The organism is Streptomyces griseorubiginosus, from assembly GCF_036345115.1.
GTDB lineage: Bacteria > Actinomycetota > Actinomycetes > Streptomycetales > Streptomycetaceae > Streptomyces > Streptomyces griseorubiginosus_C.
The window spans coordinates 551,910-577,205 of record NZ_CP107766.1 but is presented as its reverse complement, the minus strand read 5'-3'; the positions used below and the strand labels follow the sequence as shown (position 1 = coordinate 577,205).

Annotated in this window: 21 protein-coding genes and 1 riboswitch; of the genes, 9 read left to right on the top strand and 12 right to left on the bottom strand. The window is 72.5% G+C overall.

Annotation, left to right across the window (positions count from 1 at the left end; genetic code table 11):
- Window positions 1-135: 135 nt before the first annotated feature.
- From OHN19_RS02700 to OHN19_RS02680, 5 genes are all read left to right on the top strand, one after another.
- A complete protein-coding gene (locus tag OHN19_RS02700) occupies window positions 136-2,583 on the top strand; it encodes a SpoIIE family protein phosphatase (RefSeq protein WP_330269515.1) in 2,448 nt (815 codons plus the stop codon).
- 46 nt (window positions 2,584-2,629) lie between these two features.
- Window positions 2,630-3,049, top strand: coding sequence for a CBS domain-containing protein (locus OHN19_RS02695; RefSeq protein WP_330262537.1), 420 nt, complete (start codon window positions 2,630-2,632; stop codon window positions 3,047-3,049).
- A gap of 157 nt (window positions 3,050-3,206) precedes the next feature.
- Window positions 3,207-3,383, top strand: coding sequence for a hypothetical protein (locus tag OHN19_RS02690; RefSeq protein ID WP_330262536.1), 177 nt, complete (start codon window positions 3,207-3,209; stop codon window positions 3,381-3,383).
- A 97-nt stretch (window positions 3,384-3,480) separates the two neighbouring features.
- Entirely contained in the window at window positions 3,481-3,732 is a 252-nt protein-coding gene (locus tag OHN19_RS02685) for a hypothetical protein (protein ID WP_330262535.1), read from the top strand.
- A gap of 400 nt (window positions 3,733-4,132) precedes the next feature.
- A complete protein-coding gene (locus OHN19_RS02680) occupies window positions 4,133-4,936 on the top strand; it encodes a class I SAM-dependent methyltransferase (protein ID WP_330262534.1) in 804 nt (267 codons plus the stop codon).
- 51 nt (window positions 4,937-4,987) lie between these two features.
- Here the strand turns inward: OHN19_RS02680 and OHN19_RS02675 are convergent, their stop codons facing one another.
- On the bottom strand, window positions 4,988-6,940 hold the full coding sequence (locus OHN19_RS02675) for a glycosyltransferase family A protein (protein ID WP_330262533.1): 1,953 nt from the start codon (window positions 6,938-6,940) through the stop codon (window positions 4,988-4,990).
- A gap of 330 nt (window positions 6,941-7,270) precedes the next feature.
- On the opposite strand from OHN19_RS02675, the gene OHN19_RS02670 reads away from it, so the two are divergent.
- Window positions 7,271-7,783, top strand: a complete 513-nt coding sequence (locus OHN19_RS02670; RefSeq protein WP_330262532.1) for a metallophosphoesterase — start codon at window positions 7,271-7,273, stop codon at window positions 7,781-7,783.
- A gap of 170 nt (window positions 7,784-7,953) precedes the next feature.
- Here the strand turns inward: OHN19_RS02670 and OHN19_RS02665 are convergent, their stop codons facing one another.
- From OHN19_RS02665 to OHN19_RS02635, 7 genes are read right to left on the bottom strand one after another with little or no spacing between them, the layout of a single operon-like run.
- The gene (locus tag OHN19_RS02665; RefSeq protein WP_330262531.1) at window positions 7,954-8,586 is read right to left on the bottom strand and encodes an SRPBCC family protein; all 633 of its coding nucleotides are present in this window, start codon (window positions 8,584-8,586) and stop codon (window positions 7,954-7,956) included.
- A 19-nt stretch (window positions 8,587-8,605) separates the two neighbouring features.
- The gene (locus OHN19_RS02660; RefSeq protein WP_330262530.1) at window positions 8,606-9,706 is read right to left on the bottom strand and encodes an XdhC/CoxI family protein; all 1,101 of its coding nucleotides are present in this window, start codon (window positions 9,704-9,706) and stop codon (window positions 8,606-8,608) included.
- Window positions 9,699-10,799 carry a vWA domain-containing protein gene (locus OHN19_RS02655; protein ID WP_330269514.1) on the bottom strand — a complete coding sequence of 367 codons (1,101 nt, stop codon included), beginning with the start codon at window positions 10,797-10,799 and terminating at the stop codon, window positions 9,699-9,701. Before OHN19_RS02655 ends, OHN19_RS02660 begins: the two co-directional genes overlap by 8 nt.
- Window positions 10,799-11,665 carry a MoxR family ATPase gene (locus OHN19_RS02650; protein ID WP_330262529.1) on the bottom strand — a complete coding sequence of 289 codons (867 nt, stop codon included), beginning with the start codon at window positions 11,663-11,665 and terminating at the stop codon, window positions 10,799-10,801. Before OHN19_RS02650 ends, OHN19_RS02655 begins: the two co-directional genes overlap by 1 nt.
- A gap of 8 nt (window positions 11,666-11,673) precedes the next feature.
- Window positions 11,674-12,528 carry a xanthine dehydrogenase family protein subunit M gene (locus OHN19_RS02645; protein ID WP_330262528.1) on the bottom strand — a complete coding sequence of 285 codons (855 nt, stop codon included), beginning with the start codon at window positions 12,526-12,528 and terminating at the stop codon, window positions 11,674-11,676.
- On the bottom strand, window positions 12,525-14,870 hold the full coding sequence (locus tag OHN19_RS02640) for a xanthine dehydrogenase family protein molybdopterin-binding subunit (RefSeq protein WP_330262527.1): 2,346 nt from the start codon (window positions 14,868-14,870) through the stop codon (window positions 12,525-12,527). The genes OHN19_RS02645 and OHN19_RS02640 overlap by 4 nt, the downstream gene beginning before the upstream one ends.
- Window positions 14,867-15,337, bottom strand: a complete 471-nt coding sequence (locus OHN19_RS02635; RefSeq protein ID WP_330262526.1) for a (2Fe-2S)-binding protein — start codon at window positions 15,335-15,337, stop codon at window positions 14,867-14,869. Before OHN19_RS02635 ends, OHN19_RS02640 begins: the two co-directional genes overlap by 4 nt.
- A gap of 227 nt (window positions 15,338-15,564) precedes the next feature.
- Between OHN19_RS02635 and OHN19_RS02630 the strand changes: the two genes are divergently transcribed.
- Both OHN19_RS02630 and OHN19_RS02625 read left to right on the top strand, forming a co-directional pair.
- Window positions 15,565-17,481 carry a translation factor GTPase family protein gene (locus OHN19_RS02630; RefSeq protein ID WP_330262525.1) on the top strand — a complete coding sequence of 639 codons (1,917 nt, stop codon included), beginning with the start codon at window positions 15,565-15,567 and terminating at the stop codon, window positions 17,479-17,481.
- Between the two features lie 53 nt (window positions 17,482-17,534).
- Window positions 17,535-19,394 (top strand): endoglycosylceramidase, encoded by a 1,860-nt coding sequence (locus tag OHN19_RS02625; protein WP_330262524.1) that lies wholly within the window; start codon window positions 17,535-17,537, stop codon window positions 19,392-19,394.
- A 455-nt stretch (window positions 19,395-19,849) separates the two neighbouring features.
- Here OHN19_RS02625 and OHN19_RS02620 read toward each other — a convergent pair whose 3' ends face one another.
- A complete protein-coding gene (locus tag OHN19_RS02620; protein WP_330262523.1) occupies window positions 19,850-21,094 on the bottom strand; it encodes a YncE family protein in 1,245 nt (414 codons plus the stop codon).
- Window positions 21,095-21,278: 184 nt separating this feature from the next.
- Between OHN19_RS02620 and OHN19_RS02615 the strand changes: the two genes are divergently transcribed.
- The gene (locus OHN19_RS02615) at window positions 21,279-21,935 is read left to right on the top strand and encodes a TetR/AcrR family transcriptional regulator (protein WP_330262522.1); all 657 of its coding nucleotides are present in this window, start codon (window positions 21,279-21,281) and stop codon (window positions 21,933-21,935) included.
- A gap of 78 nt (window positions 21,936-22,013) precedes the next feature.
- Here OHN19_RS02615 and OHN19_RS02610 read toward each other — a convergent pair whose 3' ends face one another.
- The 3 genes from OHN19_RS02610 to OHN19_RS02600 form a co-directional block, all read right to left on the bottom strand.
- The gene (locus OHN19_RS02610) at window positions 22,014-23,243 is read right to left on the bottom strand and encodes a glycosyltransferase (protein ID WP_330262521.1); all 1,230 of its coding nucleotides are present in this window, start codon (window positions 23,241-23,243) and stop codon (window positions 22,014-22,016) included.
- 128 nt (window positions 23,244-23,371) lie between these two features.
- Window positions 23,372-24,214 (bottom strand): bifunctional 5,10-methylenetetrahydrofolate dehydrogenase/5,10-methenyltetrahydrofolate cyclohydrolase, encoded by an 843-nt coding sequence (locus OHN19_RS02605; RefSeq protein WP_330262520.1) that lies wholly within the window; start codon window positions 24,212-24,214, stop codon window positions 23,372-23,374.
- A 22-nt stretch (window positions 24,215-24,236) separates the two neighbouring features.
- Window positions 24,237-24,319: riboswitch (ZMP/ZTP riboswitch) on the bottom strand.
- A gap of 26 nt (window positions 24,320-24,345) precedes the next feature.
- A complete protein-coding gene (locus OHN19_RS02600; protein ID WP_330262519.1) occupies window positions 24,346-25,248 on the bottom strand; it encodes a hypothetical protein in 903 nt (300 codons plus the stop codon).
- Window positions 25,249-25,296 lie beyond the last annotated feature (48 nt).

The following is a 25,296-nucleotide window of genomic DNA, read 5'->3' as shown; positions in this document are numbered from 1 at the left end:
GCTGTCACGAGACCACCGTGCGGAACGCATGGGTTTGGAAGTGCCCAGTGGGGTACAGGCGCGGACCCCCGCGGATGCTCCACGGAACGCCCACAGGGGCTGCGCACGTGCCGCATAAGCGCTGTAATGGCGAACGTGGTGAGTGAGGGCGCTGCGGGACGCGGAGCGAGAACGCTGCGTGCCGAGAACGCCCTGGCCTCCCTCACCGACGGTCCCGGAGCACCCGAACGACTGCGCCACGTCCTCGAACAGGCACTGGTCTTCGCCGGGGCGACCCTGGCCGCCGTGTACACGCCCGGCGACGACGCGGACCTGCTGTGCCTCGTCGAGTCGGCGGGCGTCCCCCGGACGGTCTACGGGCTGCGCGACAGCTATCCCGGCTCCGGCGGCTCCCCGCCCGCCGAGGCGCACCGCTCGGGACGGCCCGTCTTCCTCGGCCCCGCGGAAGTCGCCGGCCGCGCCGAGTCCCGCTCGGTCCCCCGACGGGACTTCCACCTGGCCGTGCTGCCCGCGCAGGGCGACGACAAGCGGGCCTGTCTGCTCGCCGTCAGCGAGAACCCGCGCGGCTTCGACGACGAGGACCGCAAGTGCCTCGAACTGATCGCCGACGCGATCGTCTGCCCGCCCCGCGCCTCGGCCCCCGAGGGCGGCGAACTGCCCTCCGACGCGTTCAGCCTCGCCATGGACACCGGCCGTGTCGAGGTCGGCGACGACATCCTGGACCTGTTCGGCATGAGCCGGGCCGACTTCGACGGCAAGGTCGAGACCCTGCTCGGCCTGGCCGTCCCCGAGGACCTGCCTTCCCTGATGTCGCTGTTCGAGGCCGGCCACATGTCCCTGGGCGACCGTGAGCTGGAGTTCCGCGTCCTCCAGCCCTCCGGCCCGCCCAAGTGGCTCAGGCTGCGCGGCCGCATGCTGCCCGGCGGCGAGGGCCGGCCCGCCCTGCTCGTGGGCACCGTCGCCGACGCCTCCACCCTGCGCTCCGACGTCACCGACGTGGCCCGGGTCCAGCGGCTGGCCGCCGCCCTCTCCACCGCCGGCACCGTCCGGGACGTCAGCCAGGCCGTCGTCTCCGCCCTGCGGGCCCCGCTCAGGGCCGACCGCATCGCCCTAGCCGAGCTGGAGAACGACCGGCTCGTCGTCACCGTCCTCGACCCGCCCGAACCGGAGTCCTGGCCCGAGCTGTGGCGCCTGGAGTGGCGCAGCGAGTGGCCCGAGGCACCCGTGCGGGCCATGCCCACCCTGGCCGGCGCCCTGCGCGAGGGCCGGGCCCAGATCTGGCCCGCCGGCACCGTCCTCGAACCCGCCCTCGCCGACGTCGGGCCCGGCGGCCTCGCCGTACTGCCGCTGCCCGCCGCGGGCCGCATGGCCGGCGCCTGCCTCATCGGCTGGGACACCCCCCACCACTTCGGCCCCGACGAGCGCGCCCTGCTCACCGCCTCCGCCGGCCTCGCCGGACAGGCCCTGATGCGCGCCCACGCCCTGGACGCCGAGCACGAACTGGTCGGCATGCTCCAGCGCCAGCTGCTGCCCCGTCGGCTGCCGAAACTGCCCGGCGCGACGGCCGTCGCCCGCTACCTGCCCAGCACCGCGGGCCTGGAGCTGGGCGGCGACTGGTACGACGTGATCCCACTGCCCGACAACCACGTCGCCCTGGTCATCGGGGACGTCCAGGGCCACAGCGCCGCCGCGGCCACCCTCATGGGCCAGATGCGCACGGCCCTGCGCGCCTACGCCGTCGAGGGCCACCCGCCGGACGTCGTCGTCGCCCACGCCAACCGGCTCCTCATGGACCTGGAGAGCGACCTCTTCGTCACCTGCACCTACGTCGACCTCGACATGGAGGAGGGCACCGCCTGGTGCGTCCGCGCCGGCCACCTCCCGCCGGTCCTGCGCCACCCCGACGCCACCACCGAGATCGCCGAGTCGGACGGCGGCCCCCCGCTCGGCGTGACGGCCCAGGCCGACTTCCCGATGACCCCGCTGCGGCTGCGGCCCGGCACCCTGGTCGCCCTGACCACCGACGGCCTCGTGGAGTCCACCGAGGCCGACATCGACGAGGGCATGGACCGCCTCGCCCGTGGTCTGGCCCTCGCCGACCCCGAGCACCTCGGTCTCGTCGCCGACGCCCTGCTCGGCGGCGCCCGCCGCAGCGACGACGTCGCCCTGCTCCTGCTGCGCTACGACGGCATGGCCACCCACCCGCTCAGGGACGGCTGGACGGTGTGGCGGGTCCCGCAGGCCGCCGGACACGCCCGCCGCTTCACCCGGCGCGTCCTGCGCGGCTGGGGCGTGCACGGCGACGCACTGGACACCGCCCTGCTCGTCGTCTCCGAACTCGTCACCAACGCCCTCGTGCACACCGACGGCCGGGTCCGCCTCGACCTCACCCTGGTCGGACGGCGGCTGCGCGTGTCCGTGGCCGACGCCTCGCCCCGCACCCCCGCCAAGCCCACCAGCATCGGCTGGGAGGCCACCGGAGGGCGCGGCATCCTCCTCGTCGAGGCCGTGTCGGCCGCCTGGGGCACGGTCCCGGTCAGCGGCGGCAAACAGGTGTGGAGCGAGATCGCGGTGGATGCCTGAGGAGGGGTACCCGGGGCGCACCATCCCGCGAGCAGAGAGGTACGTCATGACCCAGCACGTCAGCGACATCATGACCAGCGCTCCGGTCACCGTGGAACCGCAGACCTCCGTGACGGCCGTCGCCCGGCTCATGCGCGACCAGGATCTCGGCGCCGTCCTCGTGACCGACGGCGACGAACTGCGCGGCCTGGTCACCGACCGTGACCTCGTCGTGCGCGCTCTCGCCGAGGGCGGCGACCCGGAGCAGACCACCGTGGCCGGCGCCTGCAGCGAGGACCTGGTGACCGTCGGCCCCGAGGACGACCTGGACCACGCCATCACGCTCATGCGCGAACACGCCGTGCGCCGCATCCCGGTCGTCGAGGGAGGCCACGCCGTCGGCATCGTCGCCCTCGGCGACGCCGCCATGGAACGCGACCCGGAGTCGGCCCTCGGCGACATCAGCGTGGCCCGCCCCAACACCTGAACGAGGAAAGGGAGTTCGACCCCGCCGTCAAGCGGCGGGGCGGCGGCTCACCGATGAACGGGTGTGCGGAGCCCGTGCCCTGACGGTCGGCCGGGTCCGTTTGGCCGTGCAGGCACCGGGGACTCGGAGGAGCAGCATGGAAGGACGGTGAACCGCCGTGACCCCGCAGACCGCCCAGAAACCCGTCGTACGCCGGCCCGAGACGGGCTGGTCCAGGTCCCGCCGACTGCACGGCAAGGGAGACCTGCGGACCTGCCTGCCCGCGGTCGGGGACCGGGTCGGACCCACCACCGCGCACACCACGGAGGACAACATCTTCCGCGGCGAGGACTGAGGGTCCGCGATCTCGCTGCCCCGCGTCACCTGACGCGCACCTTCAAGTCACCCCCTGCCCAGCCCGGTTCCTCAGGATCCGGGCTAGGGTGATGCAGATGAAGGCTCTCGTGCTGTCCGGCGGGGCCGGCATCCGGTCATGGCCGAGCATGCCCACGTCGGCCGATCCACCGCTGTCCGTCGCCGACAAGGCCGTTCCCCGGGCCGTCGGGCTTTCCCGGTGCGACGAGGCGACGATCACCCACCCTTTCCGGCACACCTCTCTCGCCCTCCCGCGTCCGACCGACGTCCACGCCGACGTCCGTCGCACGGTCCTCGCAGACCACGGCAAGGTGCGGATCGGTTCATGAGCTCTTCCGCCGCAGCCGGCGCCCGCCCCGGCGGGCCCGGCGCCGCGTTCCCCGCCCGGAGGGTCACCTTCCGGCTTCCCGCACTTTGCAAGCCCTTTCCCACAGGATCACGCTCCTCGCCGCGAAGTCCTGTCATGGGAGGCTCACAGCAGGTATGTTCCACGGAACCGGTTCCGGCCGGGGCACCCGGTACGGACCGGTGCGGGGAGCGTTCCGGCACCTCGGCCGGCCCCGAGCGGGCCGGCCCCACCAGCAGCGAAGCCCTCACCGGGCCCGCACCACGCCCCGTCGCCGGCGCCCTCGGGCGCGACCGGTGGGCGGGGGCCGCGCCGGACTCGCACCGGGACCGGCGGTCCGCCCTGCACGAAGCACTGCCACACATCCGCAAGGAGATTTCCCAGTGAAACGTCACGAGTTCCTGCGGGGGCTCCACAAAGCCAGCGCGAACCGCAACTACCTGGAGATCGGCGTCAACGACGGCCGCAGCCTGACGTTCTCCCGGGTACCGAGCATCGCGATCGACCCGGCGTTCAAGGTGGTCTCCGAGATCCGCTGCGACGTCCACCTGGCGAAGGCCACCAGCGACGACTTCTTCGCGCGCGAGAACCCGCTCCAGCACCTCAAGGGCGGCCGCCACCCGCTGCGCAACATCGTCCGCAACCGCAGCCCCTTCGGCTACTGGAAGGACGTCACGCTCGACCTGTCCTTCATCGACGGCATGCACCTGTTCGAGTACGCGCTGCGCGACTTCATCAACGTGGAGAAGTACTCGGACTGGGCCAGCGTGATCGTCTTCGACGACATGCTGCCGCGCAACGTGGACGAGGCGGCCCGCGACCGCCACACCAACGCCTGGACCGGCGACGTCTACAAGGTGATCGAGGTCCTGAACCGCTACCGGCCCGACCTGGTGACGGTCCTGGTCGACACCGAGCCCACCGGCCAGCTGGTGGTCTTCGGCGCGGACCCGACCAACACGGTCCTCAAGGACAAGTACGACGAGATCATCGCGGAGTACGTGGTTCCCGACCCGCAGAAGGTGCCCGAGACGGTGCTGGAGCGGACCACGGCGATCAAGCCGGAGGCGCTGATCGAGGCGGCCTTCTGGAAGCCGCTGGTCAACGCCCGCAACCGGGGCAGCAAGCGGGACCGCAGCTGGGAGCACCTGCGCGCGAGCCTGCAGCAGCTCAACAGCGCGGGCTGAACGCCATGACGTGAGTACGGGGAGGACGCGTCCGGCGTCCTCCCCGTACTGCTACTTGCCGCGTGCCCTGATCCGTCTGAGCACCTTGCGGGCGAGCGGCCTCGCCCTGCGGACCAGGCGCTGTCCGACCCCGGGCCGGGGCGGACGCACCGCCGAGACCTGGACCCGGCCCGCCTTCACCCGCAGCGCGAACGGCAGCGGGTGGAAGCGCGGCTCGGCGGCGTCGGGCGCCGGGCTCAGCGCGACCTGCCACGGCGTGGTCCCGAGCTCGGCGAGCGGCAGCACGGCCTCCAGGACGGCCGCCTCCCCCTTCGGCCGCAACGTGCCGGGCACCCGCCGGGGCGCGGTGCCGGAGCCCCCGGTGAGCTTGAGCAGCACCGGCGTCTCACCGGGCACGTGGAACGGCACCGGCACCTCGACCCGGTCACCGGAGACGGTGACCTCGCCGGGCGTCAGCCGCCCGAGCTCCAGCCGCTTGCTCGCGGTGTCCACGTCCAGGGCGAGCGTGCCCTGCTTGGCGGTCCAGTACGGCAGCACCACCCGGCCGCCCGCGACCCCGGCGTCCGCGGCCGTACGTCCCTTGAGCGTGACCGGGCCCAGCCGGCTCTGCTTGGTCCAGCCGCCGAGCTTGACGCGCACGAACACGTCGTACAGCCCGGCGTCGAGCGGACCGCCGTCCGCCGCGGTGGCCGGGTCCACGGTCGCGGTGCCCCGCAGCACGAGACGCACCCGCCCGTCCCCCTCCGCCGGGACGGTCTCCCGGGTGAACTCCACCGGCTGGAAGAACTGGGCGGAGCTGGTGCGTTCGGTCAGCAGCACCTCGACGGTGGCCCGGCCGAAGCCGGCGACGCTGTGCGCGCCGACCCAGTCCACCGCCTCCTGGACGGAAGCCGGCGGCCCGGCGAGCGGCTCCTTGCTGCCCTTCGCGGGGAACGTCATCGGCGTGTCGCCGGACGCGAGCTCGGCGGACAGCCCGATGCGCAGCACCCCGCCGTCCCACTCGACGCCGTCCGGCACGGCCGTGGGCGTGACGGAGACCTCCCACTCGGCGAACTTCACCAGGTCGTCGAGCCGGCCGTCGGCGATCAGCGCGGCGACGACCTGCTGGGTGGGCTGGAGGCCGGCCGCGACACCCGGCCCGAAGCGCTCGACGACCACGGAGCGGATCTCCTTGAAGAGCTCCTGGCGGTAGTCCTCGGGGGCGGAGAGCAGCCGCCTGCCGCGCATCCGCTCCACCATCTCGTTGCGCAGCCAGCGGCGGAACAGCCGGTCGCGGGTCTTCCCCGGCTCGGTGTACTTCTCGACGACGTCGAGCGCCTCGCGCAGGTTCGCGAAGTAGCCCACCGGGTCGAAGCGCTGGAAGCCCGCGTTGGAGGCGTCGTCGCGCTTGAGGTGGTAGTAGCAGACGTAGTCGCTGAGCACGGAGACGTTGTCCGCGCGCAGATACGCCTCCGTGACGAAGACGTGGTCCTCCAGCCGGCGCCGCCCCTCGGGGAAGCGCAGACCGATCCGGTCGAGGAAGGCCCGCCGGAACATCTTGTGGGGCGTCAGACTGTCGATCAGCGGGGCGTTGTCGACGGTGGCCCGGGGGTGGTTGCGGCGGAACAGCTCCACCGGCACGCCCCGGCCCTTGCCGGCCATCTTGCCCACGACCACGTCGGCGCCGTTGGCGACCGCGTAGTCGTACATCCGCTCCAGGGCCTCGTCGCCGAGGTAGTCGTCGTTGTCGACGAACATGACGAACTCGCCCTCGGAGGCGGCGATCCCGACGTTGCGGGGCTTGCCGGACCAGCCGGAGGCCTCCTGGTGGATGACCTTGATGTTCTCGACCTCGGCGGCCACCGCGTCCAGCCGGGCCGGCGTGTCGTCGGTCGAACCGTCGTCGACGAAGATCGCCTCGAACTCGTCCGGGGGCAGGGACTGCCTGCGCAGCGAGGCGATGCAGTCCTCGATGTAGTTCCCCGGGTTGTAGACGGGGATGACGACGCTGACCTTGACCGGCATCGGTGTCCGGACTCCTTGGGTGGCTTGTGGCTTGCGTCACGGATCGACGCTTTGTGCGCCGATGTTAACGCCGCCGGACAAGTGCCGCGGCAGCAGGCCGCTTTGACCGGGCGTACACCCGGCGACGGGGTGACGTGCGGCGGACCTGCGACGGCGCGCCGACGACGGCCGACGCCGTGATCGTCGTACCGCGTACGTGAAGATGCAGACCGGCCCCTGTCGGTTCCACGGCACGGCCACCGACTTCGACGCGACAGGGCCACCGACTTCGGCACCGGCGTGCGCCCGTCACCCGGCGGGATCGTCCGTGGACCGGTCTAGGGTGATGCCGTGCGCCTGCTGCTGATGTCCGACACCCACCTGCCCAAGCGTGCCAAGCAGCTCCCGGCCCCGCTGCTCGCCGAACTCCCTCACGCCGACGTCGTGTTCCACGCCGGTGACTGGGTCGACACCGCCACCCTCGACCTGCTGGAGAGCCGCAGCGCCCGGCTCGTCGGCGTGTACGGCAACAACGACGGGCCCGCACTGCGCGCACGGCTGCCCGAGGTGGCGTACGCCGAACTGGGCGGCCTGCGTTTCGCCGTCGTCCACGAGACCGGCGCCGCTCAGGGCCGCGAGGCCCGCTGTGCCGCCCGCTATCCCGACACCGACGTCCTGGTGTTCGGCCACAGCCACATTCCCTGGGACACCACCGCCCCCGGCGGACTGCGGCTGCTCAACCCCGGCTCGCCGACCGACCGCCGTCGCCAGCCGCACTGCACCTACATGACGGCGACCGTGGCCGACGGCAATCTCACGGACGTGGAGCTGCACCGACTGCCGCCGCGCTCCGTCCCGTCCTGAGGCGCCCCGAGAACCACGGGTGCCCATGAGGTCCGGGCCGTTCCGAGTGCAGGGGAACGGCCCGGGCGTTGTGATCGGGACTCTGCCACGGACCTCCTTCCTGATCGGAGGTGCGGTGGGGGCTCGTACACCCTCACCCGTAGTGCGGCGCGTACCCCCTCGGACACACCTCACACCCTCCGCTTCCCCCGTCGTCGCAGCCGCGTGACCGCCAGTCCCACGACGACCGCCGCCGCCAGCGCGGCCGCAGCCCGTTTCGCGACCGGCCCACCGATCGCGCGCAGCAGGTCGAGGGGCTCGTCGTCGGGCTCCGCGGATGCCGGTGCCGTCTCCGGCGTGGTCTCCGGTGCCGTCTCCGGCTCGGTGAGCCGCTGCGCCAGGCACTCGGCGAACCGGCCGACCAGCCGGTCCCCGACCTCCGTCAGCACACCCCGCCCGAACTGCGCGGGGCGACCGGTCACCGCGAGGTCCGTGCGCACCGACACGGCCGTACCGCCGCCGTCCGCCCCGGTGAGGGTGCCGGTCACCGTGGCCCGTGCGGTGCCCTGGCCGCGGGTCTCCCGGCCGCTCGCGATCAGCACCATGCGGTGCGCGTGCTCGTCCTGCTCCTCGAAGACGGCGGTTCCCCGGTAGGTCACGGTGACCGGCCCGACCTTGACCTTCACCGAGCCGGTCACGGTCTTGCCGTCGTAGTCCTCGACGACGGCGCCGGGCATGCAGGGCGCGACCCGTTCGATGTCGAGGAGCGCCCGCCAGGCCTCGTCGACCGGGACGGGCACGGTGAACGCGTGGTGCAGTTCCATGGCTTCCTCCAGGCAGGCTTCATGAGGACGGATGGATCGCCCCCGCCGTCGCCGTCAGCGGGGCGCCGCTGCCGCCCCAGCGCAGCGCGACGATCTCGGCGGCCACGGACACCGCGACCTCCTCCGGGGTACGGGCCCCGAGGTCCAGCCCGACCGGCGAGCGCAGCCGGGACAGCTCGGCCTCAGCCAGCCCCGACTCGGTGAGCCGCTTCATCCGGTCGTCGTGCGTGCGGCGGCTGCCCATCGCCCCGATGTACGCCGCCGGCCGGCGCAGTGCCTCCTCCAGCAGCGGCACGTCGAACTTCGGGTCGTGGGTCAGGACGCAGATCACCGTGCGCTCGTCGGTGTCGGTGCCCCGCAGATAGCGGTGCGGCCAGTCCACGACGACCTCGACGCCCTCCGGGAAGCGCTTCGGCGTGGCGAAGACCGGGCGGGCGTCGCACACGGTGACCCGGTAGCCGAGGAAGGCGCCGATCCGGGCGACGGCGGCCGCGTAGTCGATCGCGCCGAAGACCAGCATGCGGGGCGGCGGGGCGAAGGAGTGCAGGAAGACGCCGACCGCGTCCTCGCGCCGCTCGCCGTGCGGGCCGTAGTGCCGCGACCCGGTCGCCCCCTGGGCGAGTTCGCCGCGCGCGTCGGCCGTGACCGCCACGTCCAGGCCGGTCGTGCCCAGGGTGCCCGCGACCCGGTCCGGCCACACCGCGAGCGTGGCGCCGCGCGGCGCGGGGCCCTCGGTCACCGTCGCCAGGGTCACCGGGCGGCCCGCCGCGACGGACTCCGCGACCTCGCCGAAGGCGGGATCGAGCGTGGCCGTCACGGGCCGTACGAGCAGGGTGATCTCCCCGCCGCAGGTGAGCCCCACCGCGAACGCGTCCTCGTCGCTGTACCCGAACGTCTCGAGGCGGGCCTCGCCGCTCGCCACGACCTCCTGGGCCAGCTCGAAGACGGCCCCCTCCACACAGCCGCCCGACACGCTGCCGACGACCTCGTCGTCCGGGCCCACCGCCATCGCCGCGCCGGGATCGCGCGGCGCGCTGCGGCTGGTCGAGACGACCGTGGCCAGTCCGAACGGCACCCCTGCCGTGTACCAGCGGTTCAGCACCGGGAGGATGTCACGCATCGTCGGCTCCTTTCACCACCGCCGCCAGACGCTCCAGCGCGGCCAGGCTGTGCCCCTCGACGAACGCGTCCACGCTCGGCAGCGCCGCCGCCATCCCGGCGGCCAGGGGTGCGTAACCCGGGCGTGCCTTCAGCGGATTGGCCCAGATCACCCGGTGCGCCAGCCGCCGCAAGCGTCGCATCTGGGCCGCGAGCAGCTCCGGATCGCCACGCTCCCAGCCGTCCGAGAGCAGCACGACCACCGCGCCCCGGGCCAGGCCCCGCTGCCCCCACCGGTCGAGGAACTCCCGCACCAGCTCACCCAGCCGGGTACCCCCGCGCCAGTCCGGCACCGCGCGGGCGAGCGCGGCCATCGCCAGGTCCGGGTCGCGGTGCGAGAGGTCGCGGGTGACGCGGGTCAGCCGGGTGGCGATCGTGAACACCTCCGTACGGCTGCCCCGGGCGGCCGCGTGCGCGAAGCGCAGCAGCGCGTCGGCGTACGGCGCCATCGAGCCGCTGACATCGACGAGCAGGACGACCCGGCGGGGCCGCTCGGTGCGCTCGTGGTGCCGCAGCCGGGCCGGTTCCCCGCCGTGCCGCAGCAGCTCCCGCACGGTCCGGTGCGGATCGACGCCCCCGCGTCCGGCCGGGCGTCGACGCGCCGTCCGGCGGGTCTGTCCGGGCAGCGCGAACGCGGCGAGGAGGCGACGCAGGGCGGCCCGTTCGGCGGGGTCCAGGCCCGCGATGTCGCGCTGCCGGAGCACCTCGGCGGAACCGGCGAGCGCGGCGGCCCGCGGGCCCTCGGGTCCGTCGACCGTACGGCTACGGGGGCCGGCCCGCGCGTCCCGGACCGTGAGCCGCAGTCCGGGAGAGGCCACCCGCCGCTCGCCCGGTGCGCCCCCGAAGGTGCCCGCGAACACCTGGTCGTAGCGCTCCAGGTCCTCGCGGCTTCCGCACAGGGTCAGCCGCCCCGCCCAGTACACCCGCGCCGGTCCCACTTCGGCCACCGCGCGCAGGAAGGCGTGCACCCGCTCGGCACTCGCGTCGACACCCGCCGAGCGCAGCGCGCGGGCGAAGGCGAGGAAGACGGCGTCGGCCCGCCCGGTCACGGTGATCACGCGTCCTTCAGAGCCGCCGGCAGTGCCCCCCGCGCCCGCTCCGCGTCCTCCCGGTACTTCAGCACCGAGCCCAGGGTCGCCAACGCCAGCTCCGCGTCCACCTCGCTCGCCCCCAGCGCGTCCAGCGCCTCGGCCCAGTCGATCGTCTCGGCCACACCCGGCGGCTTGAGCAGGTCCTCGGCGCGCAGGGTCTGCACCAGTCCCGTCACCTGCTCGGCCAGCCGCGCGGACACGCCCGGCAACCGCCGTCGCACGATGGCGAGTTCACGGTCGAAGCCGGGATGCTCGAACCAGTGGTACAGGCACCGCCGCTTCAGCGCGTCGTGCACCTCACGCGTCCGGTTCGACGTCAGGACGACCACCGGCGGCACCTCGGCCCGCAGCGTCCCCAGCTCCGGGATCGTCACCGAGAACTCCGACAGCAGCTCCAGCAGGAACGCCTCGAACTCGTCGTCGGCGCGGTCGATCTCGTCGATCAGCAGCACCGACGGCCAGGTCTCCAGCGCCCGCAGCAGCGGCCGGACGACCAGGAACCGGCGGTCGTACAGCTCGCTCTCCACCCGCTCGGCGTCCACGGCACCGGCCGCCTCGGCGGCCCGCAGATGCAGCAGCTGACGGGGGAAGTCCCAGTCGTACAGGGCCTGGGATGCGTCGATGCCCTCGTGGCACTGGAGCCGGATCAGCGGGGCGCCGAGGGCCTCGGCGAGGGCGGCGGCGAGCGCGGTCTTGCCGACGCCCGCGTCGCCCTCGCAGAACAGCGGCCGGTGCAGCCTCAGTGCCAGGAAGCAGGCGGTCGCCAGCCCGTCGTCGACGAGGTACCCCGTCTCCGCGAGGCGGGCCCGCACCTCCTCCGGGCCGTCCACGCCCCCGCTCACCCCATCCCGGCGGCGGCCAGCACCGCCCGCCCGGTCAGCACCCGCGCGAGGTGCGCCCGGTACTCGGGCGACCCCGACAGGTCCCGCGGGGGCCGGGTCCCCTCCGCCGCCGACTCCGCGGCCCGAGCCACGGCCGGGGGGTCCCCGGCGCCGGTCAGCGCCTCCTCGGTCGCCGTGGCGCGCAGGGGAGTGGAGCCCATGTTGGTGAGCCCGATCCTGGCCTCGGCGATGTGCCCGTCGTCGCGCCGCACCAGTGCGGCCACCCCGACGACCGCCCAGGACTGCGCCACCCGGTGGAACTTCTCGTAGTGGAAGCCCCAGCCGTCGGTCTTCGGGATCCGGATCTCCACCAGGAGCTCGTCGGGCTCCAGCGCGGTCTGGAGGTAGTCGACGAAGAACTCCCGCGCGGGGATCGCGCGCCGGCCGCCCGGCCCCACGGCCACCAGCTCGGCGTCCAGGGCGAGCGCGACGGCGGGCAGGTCACCGGCCGGGTCGGCGTGCGCCAGGGAACCGCCGAGGGTGCCCCGATGCCGTACGGCGGGATCGCCGACCCCGGCCGTCGCGGCGGCGAGGAGGCCCGCGTGCCGGCGGACCAGCGGGTCGCGGACCACGTCGTGGTGGGTGGTCAGGGCGCCGACGACCAGCGTGTCGCCCTCCTCGCGGACCCCGGTGAGCCCGGGCACGCGGCCCACGTCCACGACCAGTTCGGGGAAGGCGAGCCGCAGCCGCAGCAGGGGCAGCAGGCTCTGTCCGCCGGCCAGCACCTTGGCGTCCTCGCCACCCTCCGCGAGGACGCGCACCGCGTCCTCGACGCTGCTCGGGCGGGCGTAGTCGAAGGTCGGGGGAATCATGCCGAGGCCTCCTTCAGGGCCTGCCAGACCCGCTCGGGCGTGCAGGGCATCCGCACGTCGCGCACGCCCAGCGGGCGCAGGGCGTCCACGATCGCGCCGACGACGGCCGGGGTGGAGGCGATGGTGCCCGCCTCGCCGACTCCCTTCACACCCAGGGGGTTCGTCGTCGCGGGCGTCTCCGTGCGGTCGGTCACGAACTCGGGCAGGTCGGGGGCCGACGGCACCAGGTAGTCGGCCATCGTCCCGGAGACCAGGTTGCCCTCGTCGTCGTAGACCGCCTCCTCGTACAGGGCCTGCGCGATGCCCTGCGCGAGTCCGCCGTGCACCTGGCCCTCGACGATCATCGGGTTGACGACCCGGCCGACGTCGTCGACGGCGACGTACGACCTGATCCTGGTCCGCCCGGTCTCGGTGTCGACCTCCACCGCGCACAGATGGGTGCCGTGCGGGTAGGAGAAGTTGTCCGGGTCGGTCAAGTGGCCCGCGTTGATGGTCGGTTCCACTCCGTCGGGCAGGTCGTGCGAGGTGAACGTCTCGAAGGCGACCTCCTGGATCGTCCTGCGCGCGTCCGGCGAGCCCTTCACGGAGAAGACGCCGTCCGCGAACTCCAGGTCCCGCTCGCTCGCCTCGAGCAGATGGGCGGCGACCTTGCGTGCCTTGTCGACCACCTTCGTGGCCGCGTGGTGCACGGCGGTGCCGCCGACGACGAGCGAGCGCGAGCCGTAGGTGTCCATGCCCTGCGGGGCCGCCTTGGTGTCGCCGTGCACGACCTGCACGTCGTCGAAGGGCACCCCGAGCACGTCGGCGGCGATCTGGCTCCAGCTGGTCACGTGCCCCTGTCCGTGCGGACTCGTCCCGGTGACCACCTCGACCTTCCCGGTCGGCAGCATGCGCACGCTCGCCGCCTCCCAGCCACCGGCCGCGTACCGGAGGTCCCGCAGCACCCGGCTCGGCGCCAGCCCGCACATCTCGGTGTACGTCGACACGCCGATCCCGAGCCGCACGGTGTCGCCCCGCCGGCTGCGGTCCGCCTGCTCGGCACGCAGCTTGTCGTAGTCGAACAGCGCGAGCGCCTTGTCGGTCGCCGCCTCGTAGTTGCCGCTGTCGTAGGTCAGCCCCGCGATCGTGGTGTACGGGAACTCCTCGTGCCGGATCCAGTTCCGGCGCCGCAACTCCACCGGGTCCAGGCCGAGTTCGACGGCCAGCTCGTCCATGATCCGCTCGATGGCGTACGTCGCCTCCGGGCGCCCGGCACCGCGGTAGGCGTCGGTCGGCGTCCTGGTCGTGAAGACGCCGGTGACGTTCAGCTCGTAGGAGTCCATCTTGTAGATGCCCGGGTACATGAACGCGCCCAGGATCGGGATGCCGGGGGTGACCAGCATCAGGTAGGCGCCCATGTCGACCAGCAGGTCGGCCTTGAGGCCCAGGAGTCGCCCGTCGCGGGTCGCGGCGATCTCGATGTCCTGGATCATGCCCCGGCCGTGGTGCGTCGCCAGGTAGCCCTCCGAGCGGGACTCGGTCCACTTCACCGGTCGCCCGAGGCGCCGCGCGACCGTGAGGGCGATCGCCTCCTCGCCGTACACCTGGAGTTTGGAGCCGAAGCCGCCGCCCACGTCGGGGGCGACCACCCGCAGCCTGTGCTCGGGGACGCCGGTGACGACGGCAAGCATGACCCGGAGGATGTGCGGGATCTGGGTGGAGGAGTACACGGTGTACTCGTCGGCGGCGGCGACCGGGGTGACGACGACCGCCCGCGGCTCCATCGCGTTGGGGATGAGCCGCTGCTGGTGGTAGCGGCGCCTGAGCGTGACCTCGGCGCGCCGCCGTACCGCCTCGAAGTCCTCGCCGGTGCGCAGGGGCCAGTCGTAGCAGCGGTTGGTGCCCTTGTCGGAGTGGACCAGTGGGGCGCCCTCGGCGAGTGCGGCCTCCAGGTCCAGGACCGGGGGCAGCGGGGTGTAGTCGACCTCGACCGCCTCCAGGGCGTCGGCGGCCGCGTACCGGTCGCGGGCCACGACCACGGCCACCGGGTCACCGGCGTAGCGCACCTCGTCGACGGCGATCGGCGGATGGTCGGGCAGCACGATGTCCTCGGTCACCGGCCAGGCGCAGGGCAGCGAGCCCAGGCCGTCCGCGAGGTCGGCGCCGCTGAACGCGGCGACCACACCGGGCCGTTCGAGTGCAGGGGAGACGTCGACGCGGTCCACGCGCGCGTGGGCCATGGGGCTGCGCAGGATCGCCAGGTGGAGCAGGCCGGTGGTGTCGATGTTGTCGGTCCAGCGGGTCTGTCCGGTGACGAGCCGGGCGTCCTCCTTGCGGAGCCGGGCGGTGCCGACCTCGCTCATGTCGTCACCCCCTCGTCGGCCGCGGCCAGGACGGCCCGCACGATGTTCTGGTAGCCCGTGCAGCGGCACAGGTTGCCCTCCAGGGCGTGCCGCACCTCGTCCGGGGTCGGATGCGGGTTCTCGCGCAGCAGGTCGCGCGCGGCCATGAGCATGCCGGGGGTGCAGTAGCCGCACTGGAGCGCGTGCCGCTCGTGGAAGGCGCGCTGGAGGCCGGTCCACTCGCCGTCCGTGGCGAGCCCCTCGACCGTGGTCACTTCGCTCCCGTCGGCCTGGACGGCGAGCACCGAGCAGCTCTTGACGCTCGCCCCGTCCAGATCGACCGTGCAGGCACCGCAGTTGGAGGTGTCGCAGCCGATCGGGGTGCCGGTCAGACCCAGCCGGTCACGCAGGTAGTGGATCAGCAGAAGACGAGGCTCCACCTCGTCCTGATACACCGTGCCGTCCACCTTCACCGAGATACGGGTCATGTGCCCTCCCAGGACCACGGACGTGATGTGCGTCACTCTAGGACTGCTCCGGGGAGGGGGCGAGGGGCGGGACGGGACTGGTTGAGCGTTAATCCGTTGCCGTGTCCGGTTCGTGCCTGGTGCACTTCAGAGGTCTCTGCCGTCGCACGATCCAGGAGCCGTCATGCGCACTGCGTCCATGTCCACCCCGGAAGGAATCTCCCTCTCTCCAAAGGACATGACGCTTCGTGCACCTGCTCAACCTCGGGATCCTCGCCCACGTCGACGCCGGTAAGACCAGCCTGACCGAGCGGCTGCTGCACTCGGTCGGAGTCATCGACGAGATCGGCAGCGTCGACGCCGGCAGCACACAGACCGACACCCTCGCGCTGGAGCGCCGGCGTGGCATCACCATCAAGTCCGCCGTCGTCTCCTTCGCGGTCGACGACGTCACCGTCAACCTCATCGACACCCCCGGGCACCCCGACTTCATCGCCGAGGTGGAGCGCGTCCTCGGCGTGCTCGACGGAGCGGTCCTGGTCGTCTCGGCCGTCGAGGGCGTCCAGGCGCAGACCCGGGTCCTGATGCGGACGCTGCAGCGGCTGCGCATCCCGACCCTCGTGTTCGTCAACAAGATCGACCGACGGGGAGCGCGCCACGAGGACCTCCTGCGGTCCCTCGCCGAGCGGCTCACCCCGGCGATCGTGCCCATGGGGACGGTGTCCGCACTCGGCACCCGCGAGGCCCGATTCCGCCCCGCGATCGGCGCTTACGACGTCCTCGCGGACCATGACGACGACCTGCTGGCGGCCTGTGTGGAGGAGCGGGTCGACGCGGGGCTGCTGCGCAGGGCACTCGTGGCACAGACCCGGCAGGCCCTCGTGCACCCGGTGTACTTCGGGTCCGCGGTCACCGGCGCGGGCGTGCCGGAACTGATCACCGGGATCAAGGAACTGCTGCCCGCCGCGGACGGAGATCCCGAAGGGCCCGTCTCCGGCACGGTGTTCAAGGTCGAGCGGGGGCCGGCGGGGGAGAAGGTCGCGTACACGCGGATGTTCTCCGGCACCCTCCGCACGCGCGACCGGGTGCCGTTCGGCGAGTCCCGCGCGGAGGGCCTGGTCACCGCGATCGGCGTCTTCGACGGCGGAACCGAGAGGCGCGAGGACAAGGTCCCCGCGGGCCGGATCGCCAAGCTGTGGGGGCTGACCGGCGTCCGGATCGGCGACACCCTCGGCGCACCCCGCAAGACGCACGGCCAGTTCTTCGCACCGCCCACCCTCGAAACGGTCGTCGTGCCGGGCCCGGACACCGACACCCGGTCCCTCCACCTCGCCCTCACCCAACTCGCCGAGCAGGACCCGCTGATCGGCCTGCGGCACGACGAAGTCCGCCAGGAGACCTCCGTCTCCCTCTACGGCGAGGTCCAGAAGGAGGTCGTCCAGGCCACCCTCGCCGAGGAGTTCGGGCTCGACGTCACCTTCCGCGAGACCACCCCGCTGTGTGTCGAGAGGCTGGTCGGCACCGGCTCGGCGGTCGAGTTCAACAAGCAGGGCGGCAACCCGTTCCTCGCCACCGTCGGCCTGCGCGTGGAGCCGGCCCCGGTGGGCTCCGGAGTGGAGTTCCGGCTGGAGGTGGAGCTGGGTGCCATGCCGTACGCGTTCTTCAGGGCCGTCGAGGACACCGTGCGCGAGACCCTCGGGCAGGGCATGTACGGCTGGCCCGTCCCCGACTGCACCGTCACCATGACGCACTGCGGGTACTCGCCCCGGCAGAGCCACGCCCACCAGGGCTTCAACAAGAGCATGTCCAGCACCGGCGCCGACTTCCGGGGCGTCACCCCGCTGGTCCTCGCCCAGGCGCTGCGCAGGGCGGGCACCCGGGTCCATGAACCCCTGCACCGGTTCCGTGTCGAGGCCCCGGCCGACACCCTCGGAGCCCTGCTCCCGGTGCTGGCCGCGCTACGGGCCGTACCGGAGACGACCGAGGTCCGCGGGGCCGCCTGTGGGGTGGAAGGAGTGGTTCCGGCGGCCCGGTTGCACGAGATGGAGCAGCGGCTGCCCGGACTGACCCGCGGCGAGGGCGAGATGGAGAGCGCCTTCGGGTACTACGCGGCGGTCACCCACGGGCCGGTCCCGTATCGGGCGACCCCTACCCGAAAAAGCTGAAACTTACTCATCAGTCATAAGTGTTGACGGTGTGCCGGATGAGTCGGACTGTTATGGACATGCCGAATATGCGTGCGCGTCTGCTCGTTGTTCTGGTTGTCCTCTGCGGATTCCTGACGGTCGCGGGCACCCCGTCCGCCTCCGCCGCCACCATCGCCGACTCCCTGTCCTTCGACGGCACCGCCCTCACCGTGGCGAACGGCCGCTTCGTCGACGGCAACGGCCGCGAGGTCGTGCTGCGCGGCTACAACGTCTCCGGCGAGACCAAGCTCGCCGAGAACAAGGGCCTGCCCTTCGCCTCGGTGGCCGACGCCAAGAAGTCGGCGACCGCCCTCAGAGCCCTCGGCGGCGGCAACTCCGTGCGCTTCCTGCTGTCCTGGGCCTACGCGGAACCGGTGAAGGGCCAGGTGGACACCACGTACCTGGCGGCCGCCACCGCGCAGATGCGCGCGTTCCTCGACGCGGGCATCCGCGTCTACCCCGACTTCCATCAGGACCTGTACTCGCGCTGGCTGTTCAACTCGGGCAGCTGGTACACCGGCGACGGCGCCCCCGCGTGGGCGGTGGCGCTCGGCAACTACCCCGCCGAGTCCTGCGGGATCTGCATCATGTGGGGCCAGAACATCACCTCGAACGGGGCGGTGAAGGCAGGCCAGTACGACTTCTGGCACAACAACTACGGCCTCCAGGACTACTTCCTGGCCACCGCCCAGAAGACCATGACGTACATCAAGGCGAACCTCAGTGCCGAGGAGTTCGCCGGTGTCGTGGGCTTCGACCCCTACAACGAGCCCTACGCGGGCAAGTACGACTCCGGCCAGAACAGCCGCACCTGGGAACGGGACGTGCTGTGGCCCTTCTACGTGAAGTTCCGGGCCCGGATGGACGCGGCGGGCTGGACGGACAAGCCCGCCATGGTCGAGCCGAACCTCTTCTGGAACGGCAACGTCAGCAAGGAGGAGGGCGGGCTGCTGGACGCGGGCACGATCGGCTCCAGGTACGTCTTCAACACCCACTTCTACGACCAGAAGGCCATCTCCGGCATCCTGATGTGGGGCAACGCCTCGGACGGCCAGTACGTGGGCGACTTCGGCACGGTCCGCGACCGGGCCGCGGCGCTCGGGACCACGTCCGTGGTCAGCGAGTTCGGGCACCCGCTGAACGGCTCCACCGCCGGAAAGGCGCCGACCGTCCTCAAGGCCATGTACCAGGCCCTCGACTCCCGGGTGAAGGGCGCCAACTGGTGGTCCACGCCCGCGAGTTCGGGGCCGGTGCTGTCCGGGTCCCAATGGCAGTGGGACATCTACAACGGCCGCCACCACGAGCTGATGAACGACAACCCCGACAAGGTCATGACCTCGGGTGACGCCTGGAACGACGAGGACCTGTCGGCCGTGAAGCTCGACGACTCCGGTACGGCGGTGCTCCGCCAGGACGGCCGGCTGCTCGACCGGCTCTACCCAAGCGCCACCTCCGGTTCCACGGTCGCCTTCACCTACGAGGACCGCTCACGCGACGGCTCCACGACCCTGACCTGGAACCCGGTGCCCAGCAGCCTGCCGAACGTGGCGTCGCTGGTCGGCTCCGGCCAGTACTCGCTGCTGGTGTGGCGCTCGGGCAGCGGTTCGGCCCCCACCGAACTCCATCTCCCCGCCTCCTTCCCGACCGCGACGACCACGGTCGTCTCCGACCTGGGCACGGTCTACGGCCCGCCGGCGTACACCTCGTCGACCCCGATCGGCGCCGCTCCCGAACCGGGCGGCACGGGCAGCCGCCGGCTCCTGCTCACCGACGCGGACTCCGGCGTCCTGCACTACGCGCTGGTGACCAACGGGTCGACCTCGCCGTCCGCGTCCCTGCTCAGCGCGGCCAGGTCCGAACTCGCCACGTGGGTGAGCCAGAAGCTGAGCTGACGTCCACGGCGCGTGAAGCCGGGCCGGGCGTGTCTCGATGACGAGGCGCACCCGGCCCGGCTGCGTCTTCTGCGCTACGGCGGACGACAGTGCCGCTGACTTCGCCGGGACGGGGTCGGTCGGGGGCCGAGGACTGTGCTGACTTCGCCGGGACGGGGTCGGCCGGGGCCCGGGGCTGTGCTCACTTGGCGCGGAGCCGCAGGTCCTCTCGTGTCGGCCGGCTGGGGCTTACGCCGCGCGGAGGGCATCCGGGGGACGAGTCGGCTTCACCCGCTGTCGGGACTCCTCGGGTTCGGCCTGCTGGGGCAGACGCCGCTCCGGCATCCGTGCGCTTCGCCCAGTGCCGCAGTACCCCTCCCGATCCCCCCGCCACTGCAACGCCGCGCGGGCACCCCGGCGGTGGGGCTGCACGCCGGGATGCCCGCGGTCTCGGTGCCGGTGTCGGCTGACGGGTCCTACGAGGCCGGGCTCGTCCAGTTCGCGGCCACGTGACCGAGGCGCACCCGCTGCGGGTGGTCGCCCACCGCCACCGACGCCGTCTTCTGCCCGGTCGCGAAGTCGATCGCGGTGACCTGGTCGGCACCGCTCTCGGAGATCACACAGCTCTTGCCGTCACCGCTGACGGTCGCCCAGTACGGCTTCGAGGCGGGGACCAGCGGGCCCTCCTGGAGGGTGCTGCGGTTGACCACCGTCGCGTAGTCGTCCATCGTGCCCGCGACACACAGCTTGCTGCCGTCCGGGCTCATGGAAATGCCGTGGTGGCGCGAGTCGTTGACCATGGTGGTGCGGTCGTCGCTGGTCGCCGGGTTCTTCGGCAGGGTCTTGGTGCGGGTGATCTTGTCGGTGGCCACGTCGTACTCGAAGAAGCCGTTGAAGAACGACACCTGGAAGTACAGCTTGGACTCGTCGGGCGAGAACACCGCCGGCCGGACCGCGTCCGAGTAGTCCGTGAGACCGATCGCGTTCAGCTTGTCCCGCATGTCGATGGTCCTGACCTGCTTGTACGTGGTCGCGTCCACCACCGTGATGTGGCGGTCGCCCTTCGTCCAGTCCAGCCACGGGGCGTCGGAGTCGGTGTTCACGTCACCGATCGCCATGTTCCAGATGTACTTGCCGTCCTTGGTGAAGATGTTCTCGTGCGGCTTGTCACCGGTGGCGAAGGACCCGAGCTGCTGACCGGTGTTGATGTTCAGCACGTGCACGGTGTTCGCGGTCGAGGCGGACACCGCGACCCGGGTGCCGTCGGGGGACACCGCCATGTGGTCCGCGCGGTAACCGGAGACCTTGAAGCGCCAGTTGATGTTCCCGGTGGCCAGGTCGATGGACACGACGTCCGCGAAGCTGGGCCGCGAGACGACCACCGACTTGCCGTCCGGGGTGGAGTACATGTCGTCGACGAACTGGTCGTGGCCCTCGCCGACGCTGTTGCGGATCGCCATGAAGTAGATCCACTTGATCGGGTCGGCGTTGATCTCCGCCATCCGGGCGTCCTTGTCGGGGATGACGTTGATCCGGCCGATCTTCGCCAGGTCGCCGGACGACTTGATGACGTCGGCGGTGCCGTCCCAGTTGTTGCCCACGAACAGCACCTCGCGCAGGGCGGCGGAGTCCGCGGCGGAGGCGGCGGTCGCGGGGGCGGTGACGGTCAGGACGACGGCGGCGGCCATGGCACACAGATGTCTGGGGCGGATAGCGGGCATGACGGGTCTCCCTCTGGGCGGCTCGTGACGTGGGCATGCCAGGGCGGTGAATCTGAAGATGCGTGCTTTCAGAGTGAACTTACTGCAAAGTAAGGAAGGGGTGCCCTTCTCCACAAGACTGCGTACACGACAAAATTGGCGCTCATACGGGAGGCCGGACGTTCCGGCCCGAACGGGAGGTGCGGTGACGGGCAGGCTCAGGGCCCCGACCGGTCGCTACGGCGGCAAGACCGCCGCGGAGCGGCAGGCCGAGCGCCGCCGCCGTTTCCTGGACGCGGCACTCCAGCTCTTCGGGGACACGCCGGGCTACCGCGCCACGACCGTCGCCGCTCTCAGCGAGGCCGCGGGCCTTTCCACCCGCCAGTTCTACGAGGAGTTCCGCACCCTCGAGGACGTCCTCGCCGCGCTCCACCTCGAAGTCAACGACTGGGCGACGGCGGCCGTGCTGGAGGCGGTGGCCGACGCGGACCAGCTGCCGCTGGCCGAGCGAGCGGCGGCCATCTTCCGCGCGTACGCGGCGAACGTGACGTCCGATCCCCGGCGGGTGCGGATCACGTTCGTGGAGATCATCGGGGTCAGCGCGAGGCTGGAGGAGCAGCGGCTGGCCCGTCGGGCGCACTGGGTGGACCTCGTGTGCGCCGAGGCGGAACGGGCGGTGGCCCGGGGTGAGGCCGCACCGCGTGACTTCCGGCTCGCGGCGACGGCGTTCATCGGCAGCGTGAACGGCCTGCTGCACGACTGGAACGCGGGGTGGGTGGACGCGACCCTGGACGAGGTCGTGGAGGAACTGGTGCGCCAGCTGCTGGGGATTCTGCGGCCGCCGGGGTGGGGCGCGGCCTGAGACCAGTGCGGGTGGTGAGTGGGTGCGGCGCCGTCGTGGCGGTCACGCAGTTCCCCGCGCCCCTGGCGGCACCTTCGCTCACCTCCTCAGTGCGTTCACCGCCTCCACTACCGGTGCCACGCCGTCCTCCTCGCGGATGTGTCGCCCGAGCACCTGCGCCCTCGCCCGGCATTCGGCGTCCCGCGTCGCCCGGGTCAGTGCCGTGGCCAGCGTGGCGGCGGTCAGGCGTCTCAGGGGGAGTGCGCTCGGAGCCACGCCCAGCGCCACCAGCCGCGCCGCCCAGAAGCTCTCGTCGAACTGGATCGGCACCGGGACCGCCGGGACACCGGCGCGCAGGCCCGCCGCCGTGGTCCCCGCGCCCGCGTGGTGGACCACCGCGGCCATGTGCGGGAAGAGCGCCGAGTGCGGTACCTCGTCGATCGTCAGCATGTCGTCCCCGGTCGCCGCCAGGCCCGCCCACCCGCGCTGGATCACCCCACGCAGCCCGGCCCGGCGCAGCGCCCGCACGATCTCGGCGCTGACCCGGGCGGGATCGGGCACGGTCGCGCTGCCCAGACCCACGAAGACCGGCGGCGGACCCGCGTCGACGAACTTCCGCACCTCGTCGGGAAGCGGCTCGTCTCCGTCGTACGGCCACCAGTAGCCCGCCACCTCGAGGCCGCGCCGCCAGTCCCGGGGCCGGGCGACCACGCGCGGGCTGAATCCGTGCAGGACCGGCCAGCCCTGCCGGTCCCGGGCCCGCAGCGCCGCGGCCGTGCCCATGGGGGGCAGGCCCAGGTGGCTGCGTACTGGGGGCAGGGCCGCGGCGAAGACCTGCTCCACGGCCAGGTTCAGGCCGATCCCGGCGACCCGGTTGCCGAGCGCACCCCAGGAGCCGATGCCCAGCATGGGCGGCGCGAACTCCCTCGTGGCGGCGAGGGGTTGGAGATTGAGACCCAGGCTGGGCAGTCCCAGGCCCTCGGCGACGGCGTGCCCCAGCGGGGCGACCGACCCGGACAGGAGCAGTGCGTCGCCGCCCCGCGCCGCGGTCACCAGCTCGTCGGCCATCTCCACGGCCAGGGTCCGGGCCATCGCGACCACCCGCACCAGCTTGCCCACGCCGGTCGTACTGCGATGCAGGGCCCGTCCCCGCGAGGACTCCAGCTCCGCCCGCGGATCGACGGGCAGGGCGTGGAACCCCAGGCCGGCCCGGGCCGCCAGAGGCGCGAAACGGCTGTGGGTGACCAGGGTGACCTCGTGCCCGGCCCGCGCCAGACCGTGCCCCAGGCCGGTGAAGGGGGCCACGTCGCCCCGGGAACCCGCTGTCATGATCGCTACCCGCACGCCGGACAGTATGGCGTCGTGCTCCAGCCTCCGACGCGAACGACCCGTGCATACCGGCCAGTTCACCCCTGCCGCAGCCGTTGGCTTCACCCTCGTGCGAACGCTCAGCCGGATTAGCTCTGCCGGGCGGCCGCCGTCACCGTCTGGTCCAGCAGCGTGGCGATGGTCATCGGGCCGACCCCGCCCGGCACCGGGGTGATCAGCGAGGCCCGCTCCACCGCGGAGTCGAAGTCGACGTCACCGACGTTCCCCGCGTTGTAGCCGGCGTCGATCACCACCGCGCCCGGCTTGATGTCCTGGCCCCGGATCAGTCGGGGGCGGCCCACCGCGGCGACCACGATGTCCGCCTCGCGCACGGCAGCCGACAGGTCGCTCGTGCGGGAGTGGCAGTAGGTCACCGTGGCGTCCCGGGCGAGCAGCAGCATGCCGGCCGGCTTGCCGAGGATGGCGCTGCGGCCCACGACCACCGCCCGCTTGCCGGCCGGGTCGACGTCGTACTCGTCGAGGAGCCGCATGATCCCGCCGGGCGTGCACGACACGAAGCCCGGCAGTCCGAAACTCATCGTCGCGAAGGAGGCGAAGGTGACGCCGTCGACGTCCTTCTCCGGCGCGATCGCCTCGAACGCCGCCCGCTCGTCGATGTGCGCGCCCATCGGATGCTGGAGCAGGATGCCGTGCACGGACGGGTCGGCCGACAACTCCCGCAGGGTGCCGACCAGTTCCTCGGTGGTGGTGGCCTCGGGCAGTTCCACGTGCCGCGACTCGATGCCGGCCGTGCGGCAGCGGTTCCGCTTCATCCGGACGTAGGTGACGGAGGCCGGGTCCTCGCCGACCAGGACCGTTGCGAGACAGGGCGCCTGGCCCGTGCGTGCGGTGAGATCGGCCGCCTTCTTGGCGGTTTCCTCGACGATCCGCCGGGCGAGCCCGGTGCCGTCGATGAGCCGTGCCTGGGACATGATCCACTCCTGAGCCGATCGAAGGAATCGCCCAGGCGCACGGCATCGGGTGTGCGGACCGCTCCACGGTGGTGCTCCACCTCAGCGCCAGTCACGGTCCGGACCACAGATTAGCCGACCTTCCGCCGAGGTCAGGACCCGCTCTCCTGGGGCGCGGCCGTCGGATCGGTCCCGGCGAGGAAGCCGGTCGCCTGGGCGTGTACGGAGGCCATGCCGATCGCCTCGGCCCAGCGGGCGATCTCCCGGGCCAGCGCCGTCGCCCCGGCCTCGTCGCCCGCGTCCCGGGCCAGTACCGCCAGGAGCAGCTGCTGGGTGAGCACCCCGGGGACCATCCCGGCCCGCGCGCCGAGCGCGGTGGCCCGCTCCCAGCGCTCCAGGGCGCGGACGTGATCGCCGTCGTCGTGGTCGTGGTCGCCGAGGTGCCGCAGCGCCTCCCGGGCCAGCAGGTCGTCCCCGCCCGCCTCGCCCGCGCGCAGGGCGGCCTCGTAGTGGGCGGGCGCGGCGGTGCGCTCGGCGAAGAGGTTGTCGGCGATCAGCCCCAGGTACATCGAGGCCCAGCCCCGCCGCACCTCGTCAGGACCGTCCTCGCGCAGTGCGAGCGCGCGCCGCCGGAGGCCGGTGAGCGCCTCGGGGTCCTTGCCCTCGGGGCCGGGCCGGAAGGCGCCGTCGCCACGCAGCAGACGGAGGTAGTCGTGCCGCAGCCGTACGAAACCGAGGTCCCAGTCGAAGCCCGGGTCCCGGCCTGTGCCCGAGCCCCCGCCCGTGCTCGGCGCCTGCTTCTCCGCGTGTTCGGCACGGGTGGCCGTGAGGGCCGTACCGCCGAACCAGTCGCTCTGGAGGGCGACTTCGGCGGCGGCCAAGGCGAGCCGGGCCCGGTCCCCAGGTGTCGCGCAGCTCGCCGAGTCCAGGAGGCGCAGCGCCCGCTCCCATCGGCCCGCTAGGGACAACTCGCGCGCGGCAGCGAGGAGTTCGTCGAGTTCGACGGCAGTGCTCGTGGTGTTCGTCCTTGCAGTCCTTGCAGTCCTTGCAGTCATGGCAGGGGAAAGTAGTCAGACGAAAAACCATCCACAAGAAAACCATTG

Coding starts and splice junctions, on each gene's coding strand:
- OHN19_RS02695 (WP_330262537.1), top strand. CDS start 2,630: ATGACCCAGCACGTCAGCGACATCATGACCAGCGCTCCGGTCACCGTG.
- OHN19_RS02685 (WP_330262535.1), top strand. CDS start 3,481: ATGAAGGCTCTCGTGCTGTCCGGCGGGGCCGGCATCCGGTCATGGCCG.
- OHN19_RS02675 (WP_330262533.1), bottom strand. CDS start 6,940: ATGCCGGTCAAGGTCAGCGTCGTCATCCCCGTCTACAACCCGGGGAAC.
- OHN19_RS02665 (WP_330262531.1), bottom strand. CDS start 8,586: ATGGAACTGCACCACGCGTTCACCGTGCCCGTCCCGGTCGACGAGGCC.
- OHN19_RS02660 (WP_330262530.1), bottom strand. CDS start 9,706: ATGCGTGACATCCTCCCGGTGCTGAACCGCTGGTACACGGCAGGGGTG.
- OHN19_RS02645 (WP_330262528.1), bottom strand. CDS start 12,528: ATGATTCCCCCGACCTTCGACTACGCCCGCCCGAGCAGCGTCGAGGAC.
- OHN19_RS02640 (WP_330262527.1), bottom strand. CDS start 14,870: ATGAGCGAGGTCGGCACCGCCCGGCTCCGCAAGGAGGACGCCCGGCTC.
- OHN19_RS02635 (WP_330262526.1), bottom strand. CDS start 15,337: ATGACCCGTATCTCGGTGAAGGTGGACGGCACGGTGTATCAGGACGAG.
- OHN19_RS02625 (WP_330262524.1), top strand. CDS start 17,535: ATGGACATGCCGAATATGCGTGCGCGTCTGCTCGTTGTTCTGGTTGTC.
- OHN19_RS02620 (WP_330262523.1), bottom strand. CDS start 21,094: ATGCCCGCTATCCGCCCCAGACATCTGTGTGCCATGGCCGCCGCCGTC.
- OHN19_RS02610 (WP_330262521.1), bottom strand. CDS start 23,243: ATGACAGCGGGTTCCCGGGGCGACGTGGCCCCCTTCACCGGCCTGGGG.
- OHN19_RS02605 (WP_330262520.1), bottom strand. CDS start 24,214: ATGTCCCAGGCACGGCTCATCGACGGCACCGGGCTCGCCCGGCGGATC.
- OHN19_RS02600 (WP_330262519.1), bottom strand. CDS start 25,248: ATGACTGCAAGGACTGCAAGGACTGCAAGGACGAACACCACGAGCACT.